The organism is Paenibacillus sp. FSL H7-0350 (assembly GCF_038593195.1).
Taxonomy (GTDB): domain Bacteria; phylum Bacillota; class Bacilli; order Paenibacillales; family Paenibacillaceae; genus Paenibacillus_AQ.
This window is the reverse complement of sequence record NZ_CP151972.1, coordinates 2,466,332-2,482,842: the sequence shown is the minus strand read 5'-3', so window position 1 is coordinate 2,482,842 and position 16,511 is coordinate 2,466,332. Positions and strand designations below refer to the sequence as shown.

The window sequence follows — 16,511 nt, the reverse complement described above, 5'->3', positions numbered from 1 at the left end:
GGTTTACTATGAATAGAAACGGATAGTGTTCCTTATCATCGAAGGGAGAGCATCGCTGATTCAGGTGTGACAAGTTATGAAATGGCTTTGAGTTTCCGGTTTGAATTCTACATTCTGCTATGTATATCTGGCATCAAGAGTTAATGCTTTGCTTACATGCTGTTCTTAGATCATTGCAATATAAGACCGTGAAATCAGTAACATAGGTGTGAACATTGTTTTACTTGGCTTTATATTGGAATGAAACTGTCAAACACCGCTATAGCTATAGTGCAAGAGAACTAACACAAACAGCTCCTGCAGCATTTCTCCTCCAGGTAAGTCATACTCCAGCATCTCGTTATTTATATCCCTTCTATTGAGAGCGTTGTGTTTTCAGTGACAACTGCTTCATCCTTGTACTTCATTGACGAAAAAAAGTTATTCGGAAAGCCCATAATCCGGGGTGGGATGGGTGCCAAAAATTTTCTGTTTAGAGATGCCTGCTACAATCTTTGATTTGTGTTTCACTATCTCAACAGGTTATATATTGAGCAGCTGATTCTTTATCTCAAGAGACCCTCGCTTTATTTCAATCAAGAGGTGAATTTGTTGTGCGCATGGGAGGCGTTTTGGAGGCCAATGCCTGGCCCTTAGTTCCCAAAATTTAACTAATTTGTATGGACGAACAACCGATTCATCTTTTGGAAGATCTCATCCATTCGAGCAGATGGGATCGGGGATGTGCAGCGTGAAGCTTATAAGTGCGTGCGAAAACAACTTGAATCCGCACACGATCTCTTTATTATATGAAACCTTTTCATCAGACCAGGCCTTATCTTTAGAAAAACGCCTGGAAATCTACTACACTCCGGAACTGGTTAACATGGCTGAAATTGAACTGAACTCGATGACGAGTCAATGTCTGAATCGGTGTATTGGCTCCATTGAATAACTAGAACGTGAAATCACGCCATAGGAAATCGACCGGAATTAGGCACGAAAACCGTGGAGTGGCAGTTAACAACTACAATACCCAGAAGGAAATTTAAACATTTGTATCCTGAAATTTGATGCGTTCAATGTAGTAGTATGTTCAATAATCCCCCAAGTGGAGTTCCGCTTTGCCACTCATCTATGAGGAGTACATTAATTTTGGTTTTGAATAAGTCTGGACAGTAAAAAGTTCTACAGAGCTAAGAAACTACCGAATCGCGCCTCACATTTGTGTTTTCCTGCTTGTAATTAATTACTTTCGTTAGGATTAAGTGAGAAATTTGAGCAAACAGGCGAACATAGACTTACGTAAATAAGCGGCAACGCTGGTCTCGGAGACTTCCAAAACCGATTAAGCTTCAGCAACGACTTACTTCAGAAACGGTAGCCAAAGGTGTGATTGATCTGCATCATTTTCTGAAACATGCATTCGATTTTGGAGTACAAGCCGATGATGTCCTTGGCTGTCAGGCTTAAATCCGTAATGATCAAGACGGAGTAGCGGCCCTCCTGCACCACCAGCACGAAACGTAATTCCTGATACAAGCCCTGGGCCCAAAGCAGATTCAGGTATAGAAAATGAACCGTCTCTTTGTTGCCATACAGCGAAAAAGTTGTGGTTTGAAAATCGGTCGTTCGAGTCGTGAAGAGCTCCGTTAATTTGACTGCCCTTTTTGGGTGGTCGGCCCCGTCCTGGCTTTTTGGCGGGGGGACGTTCGTAGGCGACGACATTTGATTTCGCTTTCGTCATCAGATGCATGCGGATTTCGGAAGCAAGGTGGCGCGCATTCAGCCGCTCCTAGGCCGGCACCGACAAGAAGTATCGATCAGGAGGAGCAGCACTTGGCCGAAACCTTTCCCAGCCTCGAATCCTTGCATCTGAACGACATGTGGAGACGTCTCTTCTCTGCTTCGCCCTTAGACTTCTTCCAGCCCAGAATGGATTGGACACCGTCTTGCAGATCTATGGACAAGGGCAAGCAGAACTACTTCCGGGAATCGCCGACCAGAATGCCGATGGCGCCGAACAAATGACCAAAGATATAGTCTTTTTTGGAGACATTTTCGGATCCTTGGTAAAGCTTCTTGACCCCCGGCATCCGGCGGCCATCCTTGGTCTGTTTCATTGCTGCTGCCGAAGGCGCATGCTGTCGTACGACCTAAAGCTACTTTTGTTGTAGAGACGAGGTGGACCAGCCGAACGATCGGAAAAAGTGAAAGAGTGTCTCATAACAGAGGCTATTTGGCGAAAGATCGCGAATTCAAGAAGTCACACCCAGATGGTCGGAGCGCGATATGAAACCGTCGACCAGGACAACGAATCACTTGAACGTGGCTTGTCTGGAAAAGCAGGAACGGAAGGGAAACGAAAGTTTAATCGAATGGTCAATCGCTTCGAAATAGGGTACACTTTTTCGAAAGCCATTCAGCGATTCTATCCTTTTAGAGTGAGATCTTAAGAATACCGTAGATTCGCTGAGATGGGTTGTTTTCCTATGCTATGATTTTTTGATAAGAACTTTTGACTGTCTAGTATAAGTCTAATCTAATATATTTTTGAGCGATATTCATAAGTGAACGATTTCGTTCATGATAACTATCTCAACCGAGGTCTTTGATGATATTGAATTTGGTATTTCGGTTAACACTTCCAATAATTGAGAAAGAACTTTTAAGAATGTAGTATAATTTAATTATTTTACTTCAATTTTAGATTTTTACTATATTGACTATTATGCATTTAATAGGGTATTATTGCCTTGGAAGTATATTGAAGCACATACTTCGACAAAATATGGATATTGAGAGGAGAATTTAAATTGTCTCATTCTAAAGGTAAATTTATTCAAATGAGAAGTGTTGGAGGAAACAAATTTGGAGTAGGCGCAACAATTCATGTGAGATTTGACCATCCAAGGGGTACGGGTGGTGGTGGTGGTGCATGTGCAGCCACTTCCATGGGAACATGCTCTACATGTGTACCGGTTACTAAACCTAATCCAGGCGGTTGCGGTGCTGCAATGAGAGAAAAAAAATCTTAAATACAACTATTTGGGAAAGTTGACTCATTGGAGTCAACTCTCCTTTTTCGGAGGTTTATATTATATGAATTATAAAATCAATAAATATATACTATTTAGATTAGAAGATGGAAAGATAGTTGTTCAGAATCAAGATAGTATTGTTACAATTACTGAACCTTCTTTAATTGCTCTTTTAGTTAATTGGGATGAGGATCAAATAGAAAGTACATCTGATGAAAAATTGAAGGAAATATTCCATGATGATACAATTGAAGCAATTAATTTTTTGAAAGATTACTTTATAATAATTGAGGAAAGACCAAAGACAGTAAATGTGAAAAAGCTAATAATAGCTAGTAATGATAGTTTAACTAGTTTGAAAATATACGAATTATTACACGAAGATTATAAAAAAAATATTAATGTAGAATTGTATTCTGTTGATGATTTGCCTGAATGTGAAGAAAACGAACTAACCATAGTTTTTTTAAATCCATATAACAAAAAAATTGCGAAGCGTATTGTAGAAAGACAAAATCGAATGGAAAATTCTATGCTTTTATGTACATACATTTATCATAATAATTTTTACATGGATTGTCTTTTCTCTCCCTCTTGGAAAGTGCCCTGCCATCAATGTCATATGGGGCATATAGAATCGACGGGATTAGTGGAAGAAAATCAAGGTTTAACTTATCAAAACATGATAGATTCTCTATACTCGGAAAATGAAAATTTCATGGTTCAAGTACCTATAACTGCTATCCAAAATAATAATATAATTAACGTAATTGTTAATAATGTTTCTTCTTTTCTTGGTAATATGAATACAACTAATTTCCACAAAGAGGATTTGACTACTTGTTCTCTACTTGATCTTAAGACCTTGAAGAAATATAAAGATACTTCAATACATTGGGAGTTGTGTAATTGTTATGAATCTTGAGTTGAACTCAGAAAATAGGGTTGAGGCGTTGGCTAAATTATTCGAAGCAGAAAAATTACTCGAGAATTTTCAGGATCGTGCATTACTTGACCAAATTTTAAAATTTCATCAAAAAACTACTTGGCAATATATTGGAGAAGAAAATTTAGATCTAAGGTTAACGCGCTGGTTAGAACTTGTTCAATTTACCGATGTTTTACCGGAATATTATGAACAAAAAATAGATTTTAATGTGAAAAAAATAAAATTAAATGAAGGGAGAAGCAAAAGAACTTTTAAAAAGAATGGAGTAATCGATTTTAATCAACTTGGTGAAATATTATATGAATCGTTTGGATTATCTGAAGGCTCTTTATCAAAACCCTACCCTTCAGCAGGGGCGTTGTATCCAATCATTCCTTTGTTATTAGTTCTAGATGAAAATGCTGTTGAAAGGGATTTTCTCCCTGGAAGTTATGTTTTTGATTCACATGAAGCTAGATTATTAATGATAAAAAAGTTTGACCAAGAAGAGATTTTAAAAATAAAAAAAAATATATATGGTGAAAGTCTTTCAGGAATTGCTATTTGTTACTCGATTGATATAAGAAGATCAATTGCAAAATATAGAAGCAGAGGCTATCGGCATGCTCTAATAGAAGTTGGTTTAATGGCACAGAGCTTTAGAAGTACTTTAGAACGTCATAAAGGATTCGGTGAATGTACATGGTCGGGATTTAATGATAATGCATTGAGTAGTATCTTAGGTCTGAGCCCAAGATTATCACCGGTTGTATTAGTACAATGGTTTGGGGAAATTTCATGATTTTTGAATCTAGAATTGGCATTAAATTCGGCTTTGGAAGCAAACTGTTTACCAATTTTCCAGTGTATATTACTTCTTCTGTAATTGGTAATTTCATTGATGATGATGGTTATATAGGCCCTGTCGGAAGTGGTGCTGTTTCAAATAATAAAAATGAATCAGTTCTTAAAGCCTTTTCGGAATCTGTAGAGCGCAGGTCATTGCTATTTGGAGCAAAGCATAACGGAAGTAATTTAAGTTATACATTTGATTTAATAAATAAAACAGAAGGCAGAGTCCAAAGTTTATATACTTCATATAGAGAGACTTCTCCTTTTGTTGATACTACAGGAACGGCTGTCCATACAAATTCAATGGTTGCAGTATATAACGCTTTTGTTGAATTGCTAGAGAAAAATGCAATCTTTTTATTTTGGTATGGTAATATGGGCTTTGTGCTGAATGAAGAGCACTCATCTTTATATTATAAAAAACAAATTAAAGAGGGTGTGAAGGTTACATTTTTTTTGCAGGATTTTTTTGCCCCTTTGAAAATTGTTATTTGTATGTTTGAAGACAAAAATAGTCCAGTGCATTATAAATTTGGAGTGGGCTCTGGCCTTTGTGTGGAAAAAGCAAAGAGCAAAGCTATTTCGGAGGCCTTTTTTCTAGGGCATTATCATGATATCAAATACTTTAATGAGAATGACAGTCTTAATAAAGTAAAGAACAACTGTGATGGAAATTTGCTATTTGCTCAGAAAAACATTGAGAAACTTAAGCGTTTACCTGAATATAAAAAAAGTGAAGAATTTATTGATTTAGATGTATACTCTAACATGAGTGAGATATTGAAAAAGATTCCCCCGTGGGTAGAAAATCTACATGTTTGTATTTTGAAGCAAAAATTGTATTCAAACCTAATTGCTGTAAAAGTAACATCTCCAGACTTAATCACGCACATTCCTCTTAAAGAATACATTGATGTTAATGTCGGTATTAATCGAAATACCATTTCGCTCAGTGCTGATATGCTGAGTGATTTTCCCAACTGTCCAATTGTATAAGGAGGCCTTTTATGTTGCATTCTGCACCTTTTATTATTAAGTCATTGAAAATTTATCAATCTTCTTTTCCAAATAGGCCCAAAGAATGCACTATAAATTCTTTTTTGAATCCTGAGATAAACGGATTTTCAAGGAAACAAGATGTTCGCAATTTGATTAAAGCGTCTTTAGGTGAGTTTCAAGAAAGGCTAGCAGGATTAAAATGCTTGAAAAAAAGTAATGGGGATAGCACAGCTACTTTTAAAGCATTTAATTTATTTAGTGGAGATACTATAAGTGTACCCGCTGATTTTATTATTTTAAATCATCATCAACCACTATTTAAAGATAATGTTTCTACGAATTTTACTGATAGTAGTGGAACTGCTGCACATTTGAGAAGTGACTTTGCGATCGAAAAGGGATATTTGGAGTTTATTGAGAGACAATCGTTGGTTCATTCTTGGCTAAGCCAGAACCCAGGAAGAAGAATATCATCCGATCACATTGAAAGTATAATAAAAAAAATAAATTCTACTGTTGAACATATATCTTTTCATAATATTTCAATTACAAAAGACATTTTCGTAATATTAACTTTAGGGTATGGCGAGAAGGCTTTTTCAGTTGGACTTGGTTCGAGTTGGAGTCTTGAGGAAGCAATTAAATCCAGCTTTGATGAATTTATAATGATCTATGATGGAGTGATAAATTTTAAAATTAATAATGGTGAGTATAACACGGAAAATTTGTATATAAATCTTTTTTATTCAAAAGACGTTCGTGATTTTATAAAAGATTACACATACCTAATTGAAAATTTAAAATATGAGAATTTAGATGAGATAGATGAACGTGATATTTATAGTGAAAACAAACAAATATTATTACGCGAATCTATAAGTACATTAAGAGAAAACTTGAATATCGAAGTTTATGTTACACAAGTCCCCTCCCCTTTTTACAAAAATCAGAGTAAAATAGTAAAGGTTTTTTCGCCTGATGCTTTCCCGCATATTAATACATCTTTGTATGATCCGCATGATTATAAAATATCTAAAAAATTAGCTATTCAAGAATTTCCTAATTTATATAAAATGATACCATTTGCATAGAATAGAGGACCAAAAATGTTGAAAAAGGCGTATGAATTTTTTCTGTTTTATAATAAAATTATTTTCAGAGAAGGTTTAGGCAATTATGCATGGTCATTGATAATGCCTTTACTAATTTTTGTTTCTATTAAAATTAATTGGTTTTTTGAAAAGCCTTCTTTTAATGAGGCTATTGTTTTTTTTAGTGCAATTTGGTCCTATAATATCGTTAATACATATTTGTTTGGGTTTGCGGGAAGAATTTCAATATTTCGAGAAAATGGTTTTTTAAGGTCTTTTACATATGTAGCAGGTGATAAAAAGCCAATAATACTAAGCTTGTTTTTTACTCAAATTTTGCATGGGCTTATAACTATTATAATTTCCACCTCGGTCTCTGCAGTGCTATTTAATATAGATATATTTAAGTTGCTTTTCATAAGTGTCTTGTCTTTCTTCATCGTAAGTGTACCTATTTCAATGTTAATGTTAGTTTTAGTTTCCTTACCTATAACGACTGCTACGCTTAATTCGGTAGGTAGCATAATAATGCTTCCAGCGTTATTCATCACTATGTTTAGGGATGGGGGAGGGAATGAGATAGTCAATGCACTTTTCTTGATTAGTCCGGTAGAATATGTATCGTTAGTTTGTAGAGCTTTGACTGATATGGTCATTTATGGAAATACAAGAGCTGATATATCTCTACTTTTATGGATTAGTTTAATTTATATCATACTTGGAGCATTCTTTTGGCGATTTATAAAAATAAGCTCTAAGACGGTAAGAACTTAAGATACTATAGTGGAATGAATAAGGTGGAGGGAAATATGATATTATTAAAGAATATTTCATTTTCATATCCAAAATCTAGTATAAATGTTTTGGAAAATTTAAATGTTACTTTTGAAAAAGGAATAGCTAATATTCTGATTGGACTAAATGGTGCAGGTAAAACTACAATGTTTGACATACTTATTGGTGAAACAAAACCATTAAAAGGTGAAATAATAAATTTCCCAATACTAAGCGAAGTTCTTTATCATGTTCAAGGTGCATATATCTCATATTTAGTTACTGGAAAAGATTATATAAAGTTGGTTTTTACTATATCAGGAAAAAAATTCATCAAAGAAATAGATGTTTTAATTGAAGATATGGGTTTGGTAAATACAAGAGAAAAAGATTTATTGAAAGGTTTATGGAATAAACGAATTGGACAAATGTCTGTTGGTGAGAGAAGATGGTTATATATTACAACATTATGTCAAATAAAGAAAAAGGTTTATATTTTTGATGAACCAACAGCTGGAGTTGACCCATCATCTAGAATCATTATATATAAGCGTTTGGAAGAACTCGTTGAAAATAATGAAGCAACATTAATTGTTTCTACTCATCATTTACATGAACTAAAAAATATGAGATGTAAGATTATATTATTGCATAAAGGAAAATTATTGTTTGAAGGTAGTTATAGCCAGTTTATTGGCCAGCATAACACGATTAACCCAGATGAAGCTTTTGATAAATTTATTACCTCAAGTTACGATGGTATTGTTGCAGCTAACGCAAAATAACAAATTAATATGATATTAAGTTCTAAACGTGTGAAGATTGAAGTGATGTAAATTTTTTCAAAAATTATTTCCTGATTTTTATTCTAAATATTAAACTCTTAATTGAAGGGTGCCCAAAATTTATATTCATGAAACCACTCTGTACTAAAGTGGAGGCCCCTGAAAAACTAGCCTTTCTTAGAAAAAGTAAAAAAACGTATTTAAAAGACGACGCTATTCGGTTTCTCCGAATGGACGTCGTCTTTTTCTTACCTATTTCTTCAACTTTGGTTACTCCATGAGTTTCAATATTCGTTTTAAATTAACAGTGAATATCGCTATGGCTCCTTGAATCTCCATGCCAACTAAACCCATGGAAGATGCAACATCGTACCCGTGTCTGTGTTTGAATTCGCTATTCGTGGCTTCTATTTTTGTAGCGCTCTTTCGCTTTGACCTTAAAGAGTTCACTTTCCTGAAACACAGCTTGCTTGGCATGTTCGTTGCTCTTTATACTTACCGAGTAGGTCTTACTCTGAGCACCTTCTGTGTAGTACCCTTCCTTTAATGGACATCGTTTACACTTTTCAATATCATAAAAGTAGGTGTCTTTTTGGTTTTTGCCCTGTCCCTTCTTGCCTTGCCGTGCTCTTCGAATGGCCAGATGCCCGGCTCTACAAACATACATACCTGCATCTTTATTAAAATCGAATTCGTCTTCTTTCCTAAACATTCCGACCGGGTCTACCGCGGTTCGTCCATTATCTTGGCAATACCTTTCGTTTAGTTCCTCATAAACAAAGCTGAAGTCCACCAACTCGTCCATGCGTCGCAACAAGTTACCTTTTGGGATGAGTATATTGTAAAGTTCGATATACGGGCTCAAGATAAAACTTTGCTGCTTAGGAAGCATGAATACCACCAGCCTTTGATTTAATTTTTTAATTGTATCGAAAAAAGGTTACTACTTAGGTCCCCTTGAAAAATTTTCGACCATTCTCCACGTAAAAAAAGGAATTTCACTCTCCCCTATCGAAAGAAAAAAGACAAAACCCGGGAGGTGAATGAGGTATGGATGTTAGCCCACAGCAAGTCCTTCAGATCAGTAAAAGGGATCCTGAAATTGCAGGCTTCATCCAAATGCTCCTCGACCAAAATCGGGTCTTAGCCGAACAGAATCAGCGCCTTCAACAAATCGTAGACACACAGGCGAAAGAGATTCGAACGCTGAAAAAACGCGTGCATGAGTTGGAACGGCAACTCCAGTAGCAAAGTCATAACAGCAGTGAACCCCATCCAGTGACGGACTTCGCAAGCCTCCAAATTTGCGGACTCCTGGCGGCCCCAAAGGCGCACCGAAGGGCCATCCCGGGACTACGCTCCATGTCATCGACAATCCCGATGAAGTCGTGGTCTGCGAATTAACCACCTGCCCGGACTGCTTGGGCTCGCTCGCAGATGCCCCTTGTGTGGGGGAAGAACGGCGCCAAGAATTCGACCTTCCGGTGTCCCGCATCTGGACCACCGAGTTTCGTGCCGAGCAGCGCTACTGCGCTTGCTGCCAAAAAGTCCAGCGTGCAGCCTTTCCGTCCCACATCACCGCTCCGGCCCAATATGGCCCCCGGATGGCGGCGTGGACGGTCTATTTTTATGCCTTTCACTTTCTTCCGCTTCAGCGGATGGCTCAGCTCTTCGAGGACTGGACTACGTATCGGCCCAGCGAAGGTACCTTGCTTTCCTTTTTAGAGACCGCCCATGATCGGTTCGCTCCTATCGAAGAGCATATCCGTACCCAGTTGCATCAGAAAGTTAAAGTCCATGCGGATGAAACCGAGGGAGCGCCCGCGATGAAGGATATCGGATTTTTACCTACTTATACGGGAACCGTCGTCCATGACTGCATGAAAGGATACTTTAATGAGAAGCATAGCTATTCCCATGCCTTGTGTAATGCCCATTTGCTCCGGGAATGCATTGGAATCGCCGAGCATGACGGGACATAAATGGGCGAAAAAGATGAAGGATCTGCTGACGGAGGGAGGGGCCCAGGCACTGCGTTCCCGCCAAGCCGGGGTTCCTTTGGAGCCGGAGGTCCTTCAATCGTTTAGGGAACGGTACGACGCGATTCTCCAAACGGGTGAAGGGGAATGGTCGAAAGACTGGGTACGGGCCAAAACGTGTAAAAAAGGGCGTGCCATTAAGAGCAGGGCCGGCAACTTGGGAGAACCTTTTCGGTTTACAAAGAGGCGATTCTCAAGTTTCTTTGGTGTCCCGAGATTCCGTTTGATAACAACCAAGCCGAACGTGATCTCCGAATGGTTAAGGTGAAGCAAAAAGTCTCCGGTTCTTTTCGTACAGAAGCCGCGGCGCAATGGTTTGCCCGCTTACGGAGCGTCGTCTCCACCTACATTAAACAACAACTCCCTATCCTTTCCTCGCTATCTCTTGCCTTTTCTGGTAACCCTGTTTTGAAGTGACCTAAGTAGTAACAAAAAAAGAGACATTCTTTGTGTCGAATGTCTCTTTCAGTTCTTTATGGACTTTTTCAGTGGCCTCACTATAGTGCAAGGTGGTTTCATGATCAGAATTCATTATTGCTGGTTCATGAACAAGTCAGATGCCAATGGGTCCAAGCAGATGTGTTCGGTTCAGTAAATGCTTTTTATTGTATAATGCTTGCCGATTTATAGTCGGATGCCGAAAAAATATAATTATAGTGGAAATACAACTATCCCTCTAGCGAATTGTTAAAACCCAGTGCATCTTGTTACGAATACTCTGATGAATTCATCTTATTAAAAGCAGTTGTTCTACCGTTTTAAAGATGAAATAGCTTGTTTCCATGGTATGCTCTTCTTTGGTATTTTCAAGCCATTTTTACTTTTATTTTTAAATTTTTTCTATATTTATATGTTTCTAGATTTATTTTGTAAGTGATCAGACTGATATCTACGTTTCTTTCTTTGACGCCACACCCAACATTGGATACAATCATAAAGGGTTTACCGATTTATGAATTACATATAGCAGCAGGTTATTGCAGAACAAGGAGGCCACTATCCATGAATGTTGTACAGGAACCACTGCCGGGCGGACCAGCGCTCGCCAGTGACTATATACATCAATACGAAGCAGTAGGACATTTGTATAGCGGGGATTTCCGCAGTCAGGAGAGCCGGGCTGAACGTGCAGCATGGCTAGATCGTACAGGAAGCCTGCGGGCAGACCGCGCAGAGGTTGTCTCATACTTGCGCAGCTATAACAAGAAGCACAATACCCATGAGGCAGTTCTACGTTCGCTTGAATTGCTGGAACAGCCAGAGACTCTTGTTGTGACAGGCGGCCAGCAGAGCGGCTTGTTCACAGGCCCTCTATTCGTGGTCTATAAGGCCGTTACTACCATTCAGGCAGCACAGGAGGCAGCGGCCCAGCTTGGGCGGCCGGTCGTTCCGTTGTTCTGGATTGCAGGAGAGGATCATGACTGGGATGAGGTCAATCATACCTATGTGCTTAACCGGACAGGCGAAATTACCCGCATTAAGCTGGATAAAGGCGAAGGACCCCGGTCCTCGGTCAGCGAGATCAAGGTGGATGCCGAGAGCTGGCTTCAGGCGGTTGCGCAGCTGGACGGCTTATTACAGGACAGTGAATTCAAACCGCTGCTGATGGAGCTGGTTACGGCTGCATCTACGGGCGCCGGGAATATGACGGAGGCGTTCGCCAAGCTGATGGGATCTTTGTTCGGTAAATTCGGGCTGATTCTGCTGGATTCTGCCGATCCTGCCCTGCGTAGGCTGGAAGCGCCCATGTTCGCTTCCATGATTGAGCGGAATGACGAGCTGGAGGCAGCTTATCTTGCCGCAGCTGAACGGATTACGGCCAGCGGATATGAGCTTCAGGCCGATGTGACGCCCGGTAATGCGAATCTTTTCTATATTCATGAGGGTGCACGGCTTCTGCTCCATAAGGTGGAGGGGCGGTTCGCAGACCGGAAAGCTACTGTATCGTTCTCCCGTTCCGAGCTGCTGGAGCTGCTGGAGAGCCATCCCGAACGGTTCAGCAACAATGTGCTAACGCGCCCGCTAATGCAGGACTATGTACTTCCTGTACTTGCTACGGTGCTTGGACAAGGGGAAATGGCTTACTGGGCCATTCCGCATCAAGCGTTCAAGATCATGGACGGACAGATGCCGCTGATTATTCCGCGCATGTCTTTTACAGTTATTGAGGGAACGCTTCGCAAGCATATGGATAAATACGGTTTATCCTTCACGGATGTGCAGACGGGTCTGGATGATAAACGAAAGGCTTGGCTGCACGCTCAGGATGAGCTGAAGCTCGAAGACAAATTCGAAGAGATTAAGACGGCATTCTCCGGGATGTATGAGCCGCTGATCGAGCAGCTTGGCAGCATTCAGGCGGGTCTGCTGAAGCTGGGGAGCAATAACAAGGATAAGATTATCGACCAGATCTCCTTCCTGCAGGGCAAAGCTCTGGATGCGATGGAGAAGCAGAATGAGGCTGCACTTCGCCAGTGGGAACGGATCGAGTTGTCGCTTATGCCGCTGGGTAAGCTTCAGGAGCGGGTCTATAATATGATGTATTATCTGAACCGGTACGGGCTGGAATGGCTGGAGGAATTGATGGCTGTGCCTGCTGACTACAGCGGAACACACCGTATTATTTATATGTAAGCAAATTATTCTAGGGGGTCCTACCATGAGTTCATTATCCAAGCAAAACAGTATTGTTGCCGATATGTCGCTTGCACCCGAGGGGCATCTCAAAATCGACTGGGTTCGCCAGCATATGCCGGTACTGAACCGTATCCGTGAGCAGTTCGAAGCCGAGCAGCCGTTCAAGGGGCTCAAGGTATCGATCACCCTTCACCTGGAAGCCAAGACCGCTTATCTGGCCAAGGTAGTACAGGCTGGTGGTGCTGAGGTAACGATTACAGGCTCCAACCCTTTATCTACCCAGGATGATGTGTGTGCTGCACTCGTTGAGGACGGCATTACCGTATTTGCCAAGTACAATCCTTCTCCAGAAGAGTTCAAGGCACTGAACATCCGGGCACTGGAGAGCAAGCCGGATCTCATTATCGATGACGGCGGCGATTTCGCCACACTGCTGCACTCCGAACGCCCCGATCTGATGGAGAATGTCCGCGGGGGAGCGGAGGAGACGACGACAGGCATCATCCGGCTGAAGGCACTGCAGAAGCAGGGCATGCTGAAATTCCCGATGGTGGCGGTAAATGACGCTTATTGCAAATATTTGTTTGATAACCGCTACGGTACAGGACAGTCGGCATGGGACGGCATTGTCCGCACCACCAACCTGATTGTGGCCGGCAAAACGGTGGTTGTGGTCGGCTACGGCTGGTGCGGTAAAGGTGTAGCGATGCGGGCCAAGGGGCTTGGGGCGAACGTGATCGTTACGGAAGTGGATGCGATTAAGGCAGTAGAGGCGCATATGGACGGATTCCATGTCATGCCGATGCTGGAAGCTGCGAAGCAAGGTGATTTCTTCGTTACAGTCACAGGTAACCGCTATGTGATCCGCGGTGAGCATTATGATGTGATGAAGGATGGCGCGATTCTCTGCAATGCCGGACATTTCGATGTGGAGGTCAATAAGCCGGAGCTGGCCGAGCGCTCGGTGTCCCAGCGGACGGTGCGCAAGAACATCGAAGAGTATCAGCTGAAGGACGGACGCAAGCTCTATCTCTTGGCTGAAGGACGTCTGGTTAATCTTGGCGCGGCTGATGGTCATCCGGCAGAGATTATGGATACCACCTTCGCACTCCAGGCCTTGTCCCTTAAATATGTGAATGATAATTATAAGAGTATTGGCGTCAAAGTGGAGAATGTTCCCTATGAGCTGGATGAGCAGGTAGCGCGTTACAAGCTGGAAAGTCTGGGGATATCCATCGACAGCCTGACACAGGCGCAAGTCGAGTATCTGGACAGCTGGAATCTGAACGACTAAGGATATGGATCTGCACGAGCCCGGAGCCAATCACATTGGCCCGGGCTTTTGCGTGTCTGCAGGGGATGCAAGAATAGCCTCTTGACAAATAAGAAAAAATTACCTTGCTCCGGAAAAAGGTTTTTGATTTTTAATGGCGAATCTATTATGCTTAGGTGGTGAAAAGTGGGGCAAAGTGGGGAATCGGGATTCAGGGGTGGGGTACAAGCATGTTTATGGGGGAATACCAGCACAGCATTGACGATAAAGGCCGGATCATTATCCCTGCCAAGTTCCGTGATATGCTCGGAACCTCCTTCGTGGCGACCCGCGGCCTGGACTCATGCCTGTTTGTTTATCCCATGGAAGAATGGGGAATCATGGAGCAAAAGCTTAAAAGCCTTTCACTGATGAAATCGGATGCCCGTGCCTTCAGCCGCTTTTTTTTCTCGGGAGCGACGGAGTGTGTATGGGACAAGCAAGGCAGGGTGAATCTGCCGGGAAATCTGCGGCAATATGCCAAGCTGGACAAGGACTGTGTTATTCTGGGCGTTTCGAACCGGGTGGAGATCTGGAACAAGGAGCTATGGGAGCAGTACTTCGAACAGTCAGAGGAATCGTTCAACGAAATCGCCGAGAAATTGGTGGATTTCAATTTTGATCTATAAAACATAACATTTCGAATTACTGCCTTGGAGGGATGCAGCTTGTTTCACCACATCACGGTACTAAAAGAAGAAGCGACAGAAGGGCTGCACATCAAGAAGGATGGCCTATATGTAGATTGTACGCTCGGGGGAGCCGGGCACAGCGCCCTTATCGCATCCAAGCTGAGCGGCGGGGGACGGCTGATTTGTCTGGATCAGGATGACTGGGCACTGAACAATGCGAAGGAGAGATTGTCCGGATACGGCGACAAGGTGGTGACCGTCAAGACCAACTTCCGCGATCTGGAGCAGGTGCTGAAGGGACTGCCGTTTGTTCCGCAAAAGGACGGAGTTCCCCAAGTAGACGGGATTCTCTTTGATCTGGGGGTATCATCTCCGCAGTTTGATGAAGGGGAACGAGGCTTCAGCTACAACCACGACGCCCCGCTGGATATGCGGATGGACCAGTCGGCACAGCTGAGTGCGGCAGATATTATCAACACCTGGAGTGAGCAGGAGATTGCCAGGGTGCTTTTCCAGTATGGAGAAGAGAAATTCTCACGGCGGATTGCCCGGAAAATTGTAGAGCGCAGGGAAGAACGCCCGGTGGAGACAACCGGAGAACTGGCCGAGCTGATCAAGGAAGGCATTCCTGCGGCTGCAAGAAGGACCGGAGGACATCCGGCCAAACGGAGTTTTCAGGGGCTGCGGATTGCCGTCAATGATGAGCTGGGTGCTTTTGAGGAAGGGCTGCATGCGGCTGTACGCTGTCTGGCGCCTGAGGGAAGGGTATCCGTAATTACCTTTCACTCGCTGGAGGACCGGATCTGCAAGCAGATTTTCAGCAGCTATCTGAGCCGTTGCACTTGTCCGCCTGACCTTCCGTACTGCGTGTGCGGTGCTGAGGGCACCCTGAAGCTGATCAACCGCAAGCCTATTGTGCCGGGGGAAGAAGAGCTGGAGCTTAACTCGCGTGCCCGTTCAGCCAAGCTGCGTATCGCAGAGAAATTGTAGATGACGATAAAGGAGAATCAGAGATGGCTTATACCCGCGGAAATTTAGCAGTTCAACCTAAGAGAAAACAAGAGGCAAACCCGCTGTACCGTGAGAAAACGAAAGTTGTCACCAAGCGCAGAGTGCTGCCGCTGCAGGAGAAGCTTTTGTACATGCTGACACTGGGAGCCTTTATTCTGGTAGCAGCCTCCCTGATCTGGCGTTACGTCCATATTTACGATTTGAATATGCAGGCCCAGCAGCTGGACAGCAAAATCGCGAGCAACAAAAAGCTAATTGCCACGTACAAAATGGAGAAGCAGACGCTGGAGCAGACGATTGTCCCGCGGGCGAAGGAAATGGGCTTTGGGGTCCCTTCTGAGGAATCTACTATCTATGTTCCGCTTAGCAGCCAGGCTACTGACAAAGCCGGTATAAAATAGCGATGTACGGCAATCGCAATAATAGAGGTT

At 42.1% G+C, this 16,511-nt stretch carries 16 protein-coding genes and 2 pseudogenes; 15 read left to right on the top strand and 3 right to left on the bottom strand.

Annotated elements, in window-relative coordinates; translation table 11 throughout:
* Positions 1-1,350: 1,350 nt before the first annotated feature.
* Together NYE24_RS11455 and NYE24_RS11450 are read right to left on the bottom strand one after the other, a co-directional pair.
* Positions 1,351-1,521, bottom strand: a complete 171-nt coding sequence (locus tag NYE24_RS11455) for a hypothetical protein (RefSeq protein WP_342478708.1) — start codon at positions 1,519-1,521, stop codon at positions 1,351-1,353.
* Between the two features lie 440 nt (positions 1,522-1,961).
* Positions 1,962-2,102: a hypothetical protein gene (locus tag NYE24_RS11450; RefSeq protein WP_342478707.1), complete on the bottom strand. Its 141-nt coding sequence runs from the start codon at positions 2,100-2,102 to the stop codon at positions 1,962-1,964.
* Between the two features lie 693 nt (positions 2,103-2,795).
* Between NYE24_RS11450 and NYE24_RS11445 the strand changes: the two genes are divergently transcribed.
* The 7 genes from NYE24_RS11445 (at position 2,796) to NYE24_RS11415 (ending at position 8,449) form a co-directional block, all read left to right on the top strand.
* Positions 2,796-3,017 (top strand): hypothetical protein, encoded by a 222-nt coding sequence (locus NYE24_RS11445; protein ID WP_342478706.1) that lies wholly within the window; start codon positions 2,796-2,798, stop codon positions 3,015-3,017.
* Positions 3,018-3,081: 64 nt separating this feature from the next.
* Entirely contained in the window at positions 3,082-3,945 is an 864-nt protein-coding gene (locus tag NYE24_RS11440; protein ID WP_342478705.1) for an McbB family protein, read from the top strand.
* On the top strand, positions 3,935-4,750 hold the full coding sequence (locus tag NYE24_RS11435) for a nitroreductase family protein (RefSeq protein WP_342478704.1): 816 nt from the start codon (positions 3,935-3,937) through the stop codon (positions 4,748-4,750). Before NYE24_RS11440 ends, NYE24_RS11435 begins: the two co-directional genes overlap by 11 nt.
* Positions 4,747-5,796, top strand: coding sequence for a YcaO-like family protein (locus tag NYE24_RS11430; protein WP_342478703.1), 1,050 nt, complete (start codon positions 4,747-4,749; stop codon positions 5,794-5,796). Before NYE24_RS11435 ends, NYE24_RS11430 begins: the two co-directional genes overlap by 4 nt.
* Before the next feature lie 11 nt (positions 5,797-5,807).
* Positions 5,808-6,890, top strand: a complete 1,083-nt coding sequence (locus NYE24_RS11425; protein WP_342478702.1) for a YcaO-like family protein — start codon at positions 5,808-5,810, stop codon at positions 6,888-6,890.
* Between the two features lie 15 nt (positions 6,891-6,905).
* Positions 6,906-7,664 carry a hypothetical protein gene (locus NYE24_RS11420; protein WP_342478701.1) on the top strand — a complete coding sequence of 253 codons (759 nt, stop codon included), beginning with the start codon at positions 6,906-6,908 and terminating at the stop codon, positions 7,662-7,664.
* Positions 7,665-7,699: 35 nt separating this feature from the next.
* Entirely contained in the window at positions 7,700-8,449 is a 750-nt protein-coding gene (locus tag NYE24_RS11415; protein WP_342478700.1) for an ATP-binding cassette domain-containing protein, read from the top strand.
* A 270-nt stretch (positions 8,450-8,719) separates the two neighbouring features.
* On the opposite strand, the pseudogene NYE24_RS11410 reads toward NYE24_RS11415, so the two are convergent.
* Positions 8,720-9,155 (bottom strand): annotated as a pseudogene (locus NYE24_RS11410) (transposase); the annotation flags it as partial.
* 344 nt (positions 9,156-9,499) lie between these two features.
* On the opposite strand from NYE24_RS11410, the gene NYE24_RS11405 reads away from it, so the two are divergent.
* From NYE24_RS11405 to NYE24_RS11370, 8 genes and pseudogenes are all read left to right on the top strand, one after another.
* Positions 9,500-9,697 carry a hypothetical protein gene (locus tag NYE24_RS11405; protein WP_342478699.1) on the top strand — a complete coding sequence of 66 codons (198 nt, stop codon included), beginning with the start codon at positions 9,500-9,502 and terminating at the stop codon, positions 9,695-9,697.
* A 140-nt stretch (positions 9,698-9,837) separates the two neighbouring features.
* The gene (locus NYE24_RS11400) at positions 9,838-10,431 is read left to right on the top strand and encodes a transposase (RefSeq protein WP_342478698.1); all 594 of its coding nucleotides are present in this window, start codon (positions 9,838-9,840) and stop codon (positions 10,429-10,431) included.
* Between the two features lie 237 nt (positions 10,432-10,668).
* Positions 10,669-10,833, top strand: a pseudogene (locus NYE24_RS11395) (transposase); the annotation flags it as partial.
* 657 nt (positions 10,834-11,490) lie between these two features.
* Complete coding sequence (gene bshC / locus NYE24_RS11390) at positions 11,491-13,122, top strand: bacillithiol biosynthesis cysteine-adding enzyme BshC (protein WP_342478697.1); 1,632 nt, start codon at positions 11,491-11,493, stop codon at positions 13,120-13,122.
* A gap of 25 nt (positions 13,123-13,147) precedes the next feature.
* Positions 13,148-14,419 carry an adenosylhomocysteinase gene (locus NYE24_RS11385; RefSeq protein ID WP_036690222.1) on the top strand — a complete coding sequence of 424 codons (1,272 nt, stop codon included), beginning with the start codon at positions 13,148-13,150 and terminating at the stop codon, positions 14,417-14,419.
* Between the two features lie 209 nt (positions 14,420-14,628).
* A complete protein-coding gene (mraZ, locus tag NYE24_RS11380) occupies positions 14,629-15,066 on the top strand; it encodes a division/cell wall cluster transcriptional repressor MraZ (RefSeq protein ID WP_036690220.1) in 438 nt (145 codons plus the stop codon).
* Positions 15,067-15,105: 39 nt separating this feature from the next.
* Positions 15,106-16,059: a 16S rRNA (cytosine(1402)-N(4))-methyltransferase RsmH gene (gene rsmH, locus NYE24_RS11375; RefSeq protein WP_036690219.1), complete on the top strand. Its 954-nt coding sequence runs from the start codon at positions 15,106-15,108 to the stop codon at positions 16,057-16,059.
* Between the two features lie 23 nt (positions 16,060-16,082).
* Positions 16,083-16,481 (top strand): hypothetical protein, encoded by a 399-nt coding sequence (locus NYE24_RS11370; protein WP_036690217.1) that lies wholly within the window; start codon positions 16,083-16,085, stop codon positions 16,479-16,481.
* Positions 16,482-16,511: the final 30 nt, after the last annotated feature.

Excerpts from the sequence above, each read along its gene's own strand:
- NYE24_RS11450 (WP_342478707.1), bottom strand. The coding sequence starts at position 2,102 with ATGAAACAGACCAAGGATGGCCGCCGGATGCCGGGGGTCAAGAAGCTT.
- NYE24_RS11440 (WP_342478705.1), top strand. The coding sequence starts at position 3,082 with ATGAATTATAAAATCAATAAATATATACTATTTAGATTAGAAGATGGA.
- NYE24_RS11435 (WP_342478704.1), top strand. The coding sequence starts at position 3,935 with ATGAATCTTGAGTTGAACTCAGAAAATAGGGTTGAGGCGTTGGCTAAA.
- NYE24_RS11430 (WP_342478703.1), top strand. The coding sequence starts at position 4,747 with ATGATTTTTGAATCTAGAATTGGCATTAAATTCGGCTTTGGAAGCAAA.
- NYE24_RS11425 (WP_342478702.1), top strand. The coding sequence starts at position 5,808 with ATGTTGCATTCTGCACCTTTTATTATTAAGTCATTGAAAATTTATCAA.
- NYE24_RS11420 (WP_342478701.1), top strand. The coding sequence starts at position 6,906 with ATGTTGAAAAAGGCGTATGAATTTTTTCTGTTTTATAATAAAATTATT.
- NYE24_RS11415 (WP_342478700.1), top strand. The coding sequence starts at position 7,700 with ATGATATTATTAAAGAATATTTCATTTTCATATCCAAAATCTAGTATA.
- NYE24_RS11405 (WP_342478699.1), top strand. The coding sequence starts at position 9,500 with ATGGATGTTAGCCCACAGCAAGTCCTTCAGATCAGTAAAAGGGATCCT.
- bshC (WP_342478697.1), top strand. The coding sequence starts at position 11,491 with ATGAATGTTGTACAGGAACCACTGCCGGGCGGACCAGCGCTCGCCAGT.
- NYE24_RS11385 (WP_036690222.1), top strand. The coding sequence starts at position 13,148 with ATGAGTTCATTATCCAAGCAAAACAGTATTGTTGCCGATATGTCGCTT.
- mraZ (WP_036690220.1), top strand. The coding sequence starts at position 14,629 with ATGTTTATGGGGGAATACCAGCACAGCATTGACGATAAAGGCCGGATC.
- NYE24_RS11370 (WP_036690217.1), top strand. The coding sequence starts at position 16,083 with ATGGCTTATACCCGCGGAAATTTAGCAGTTCAACCTAAGAGAAAACAA.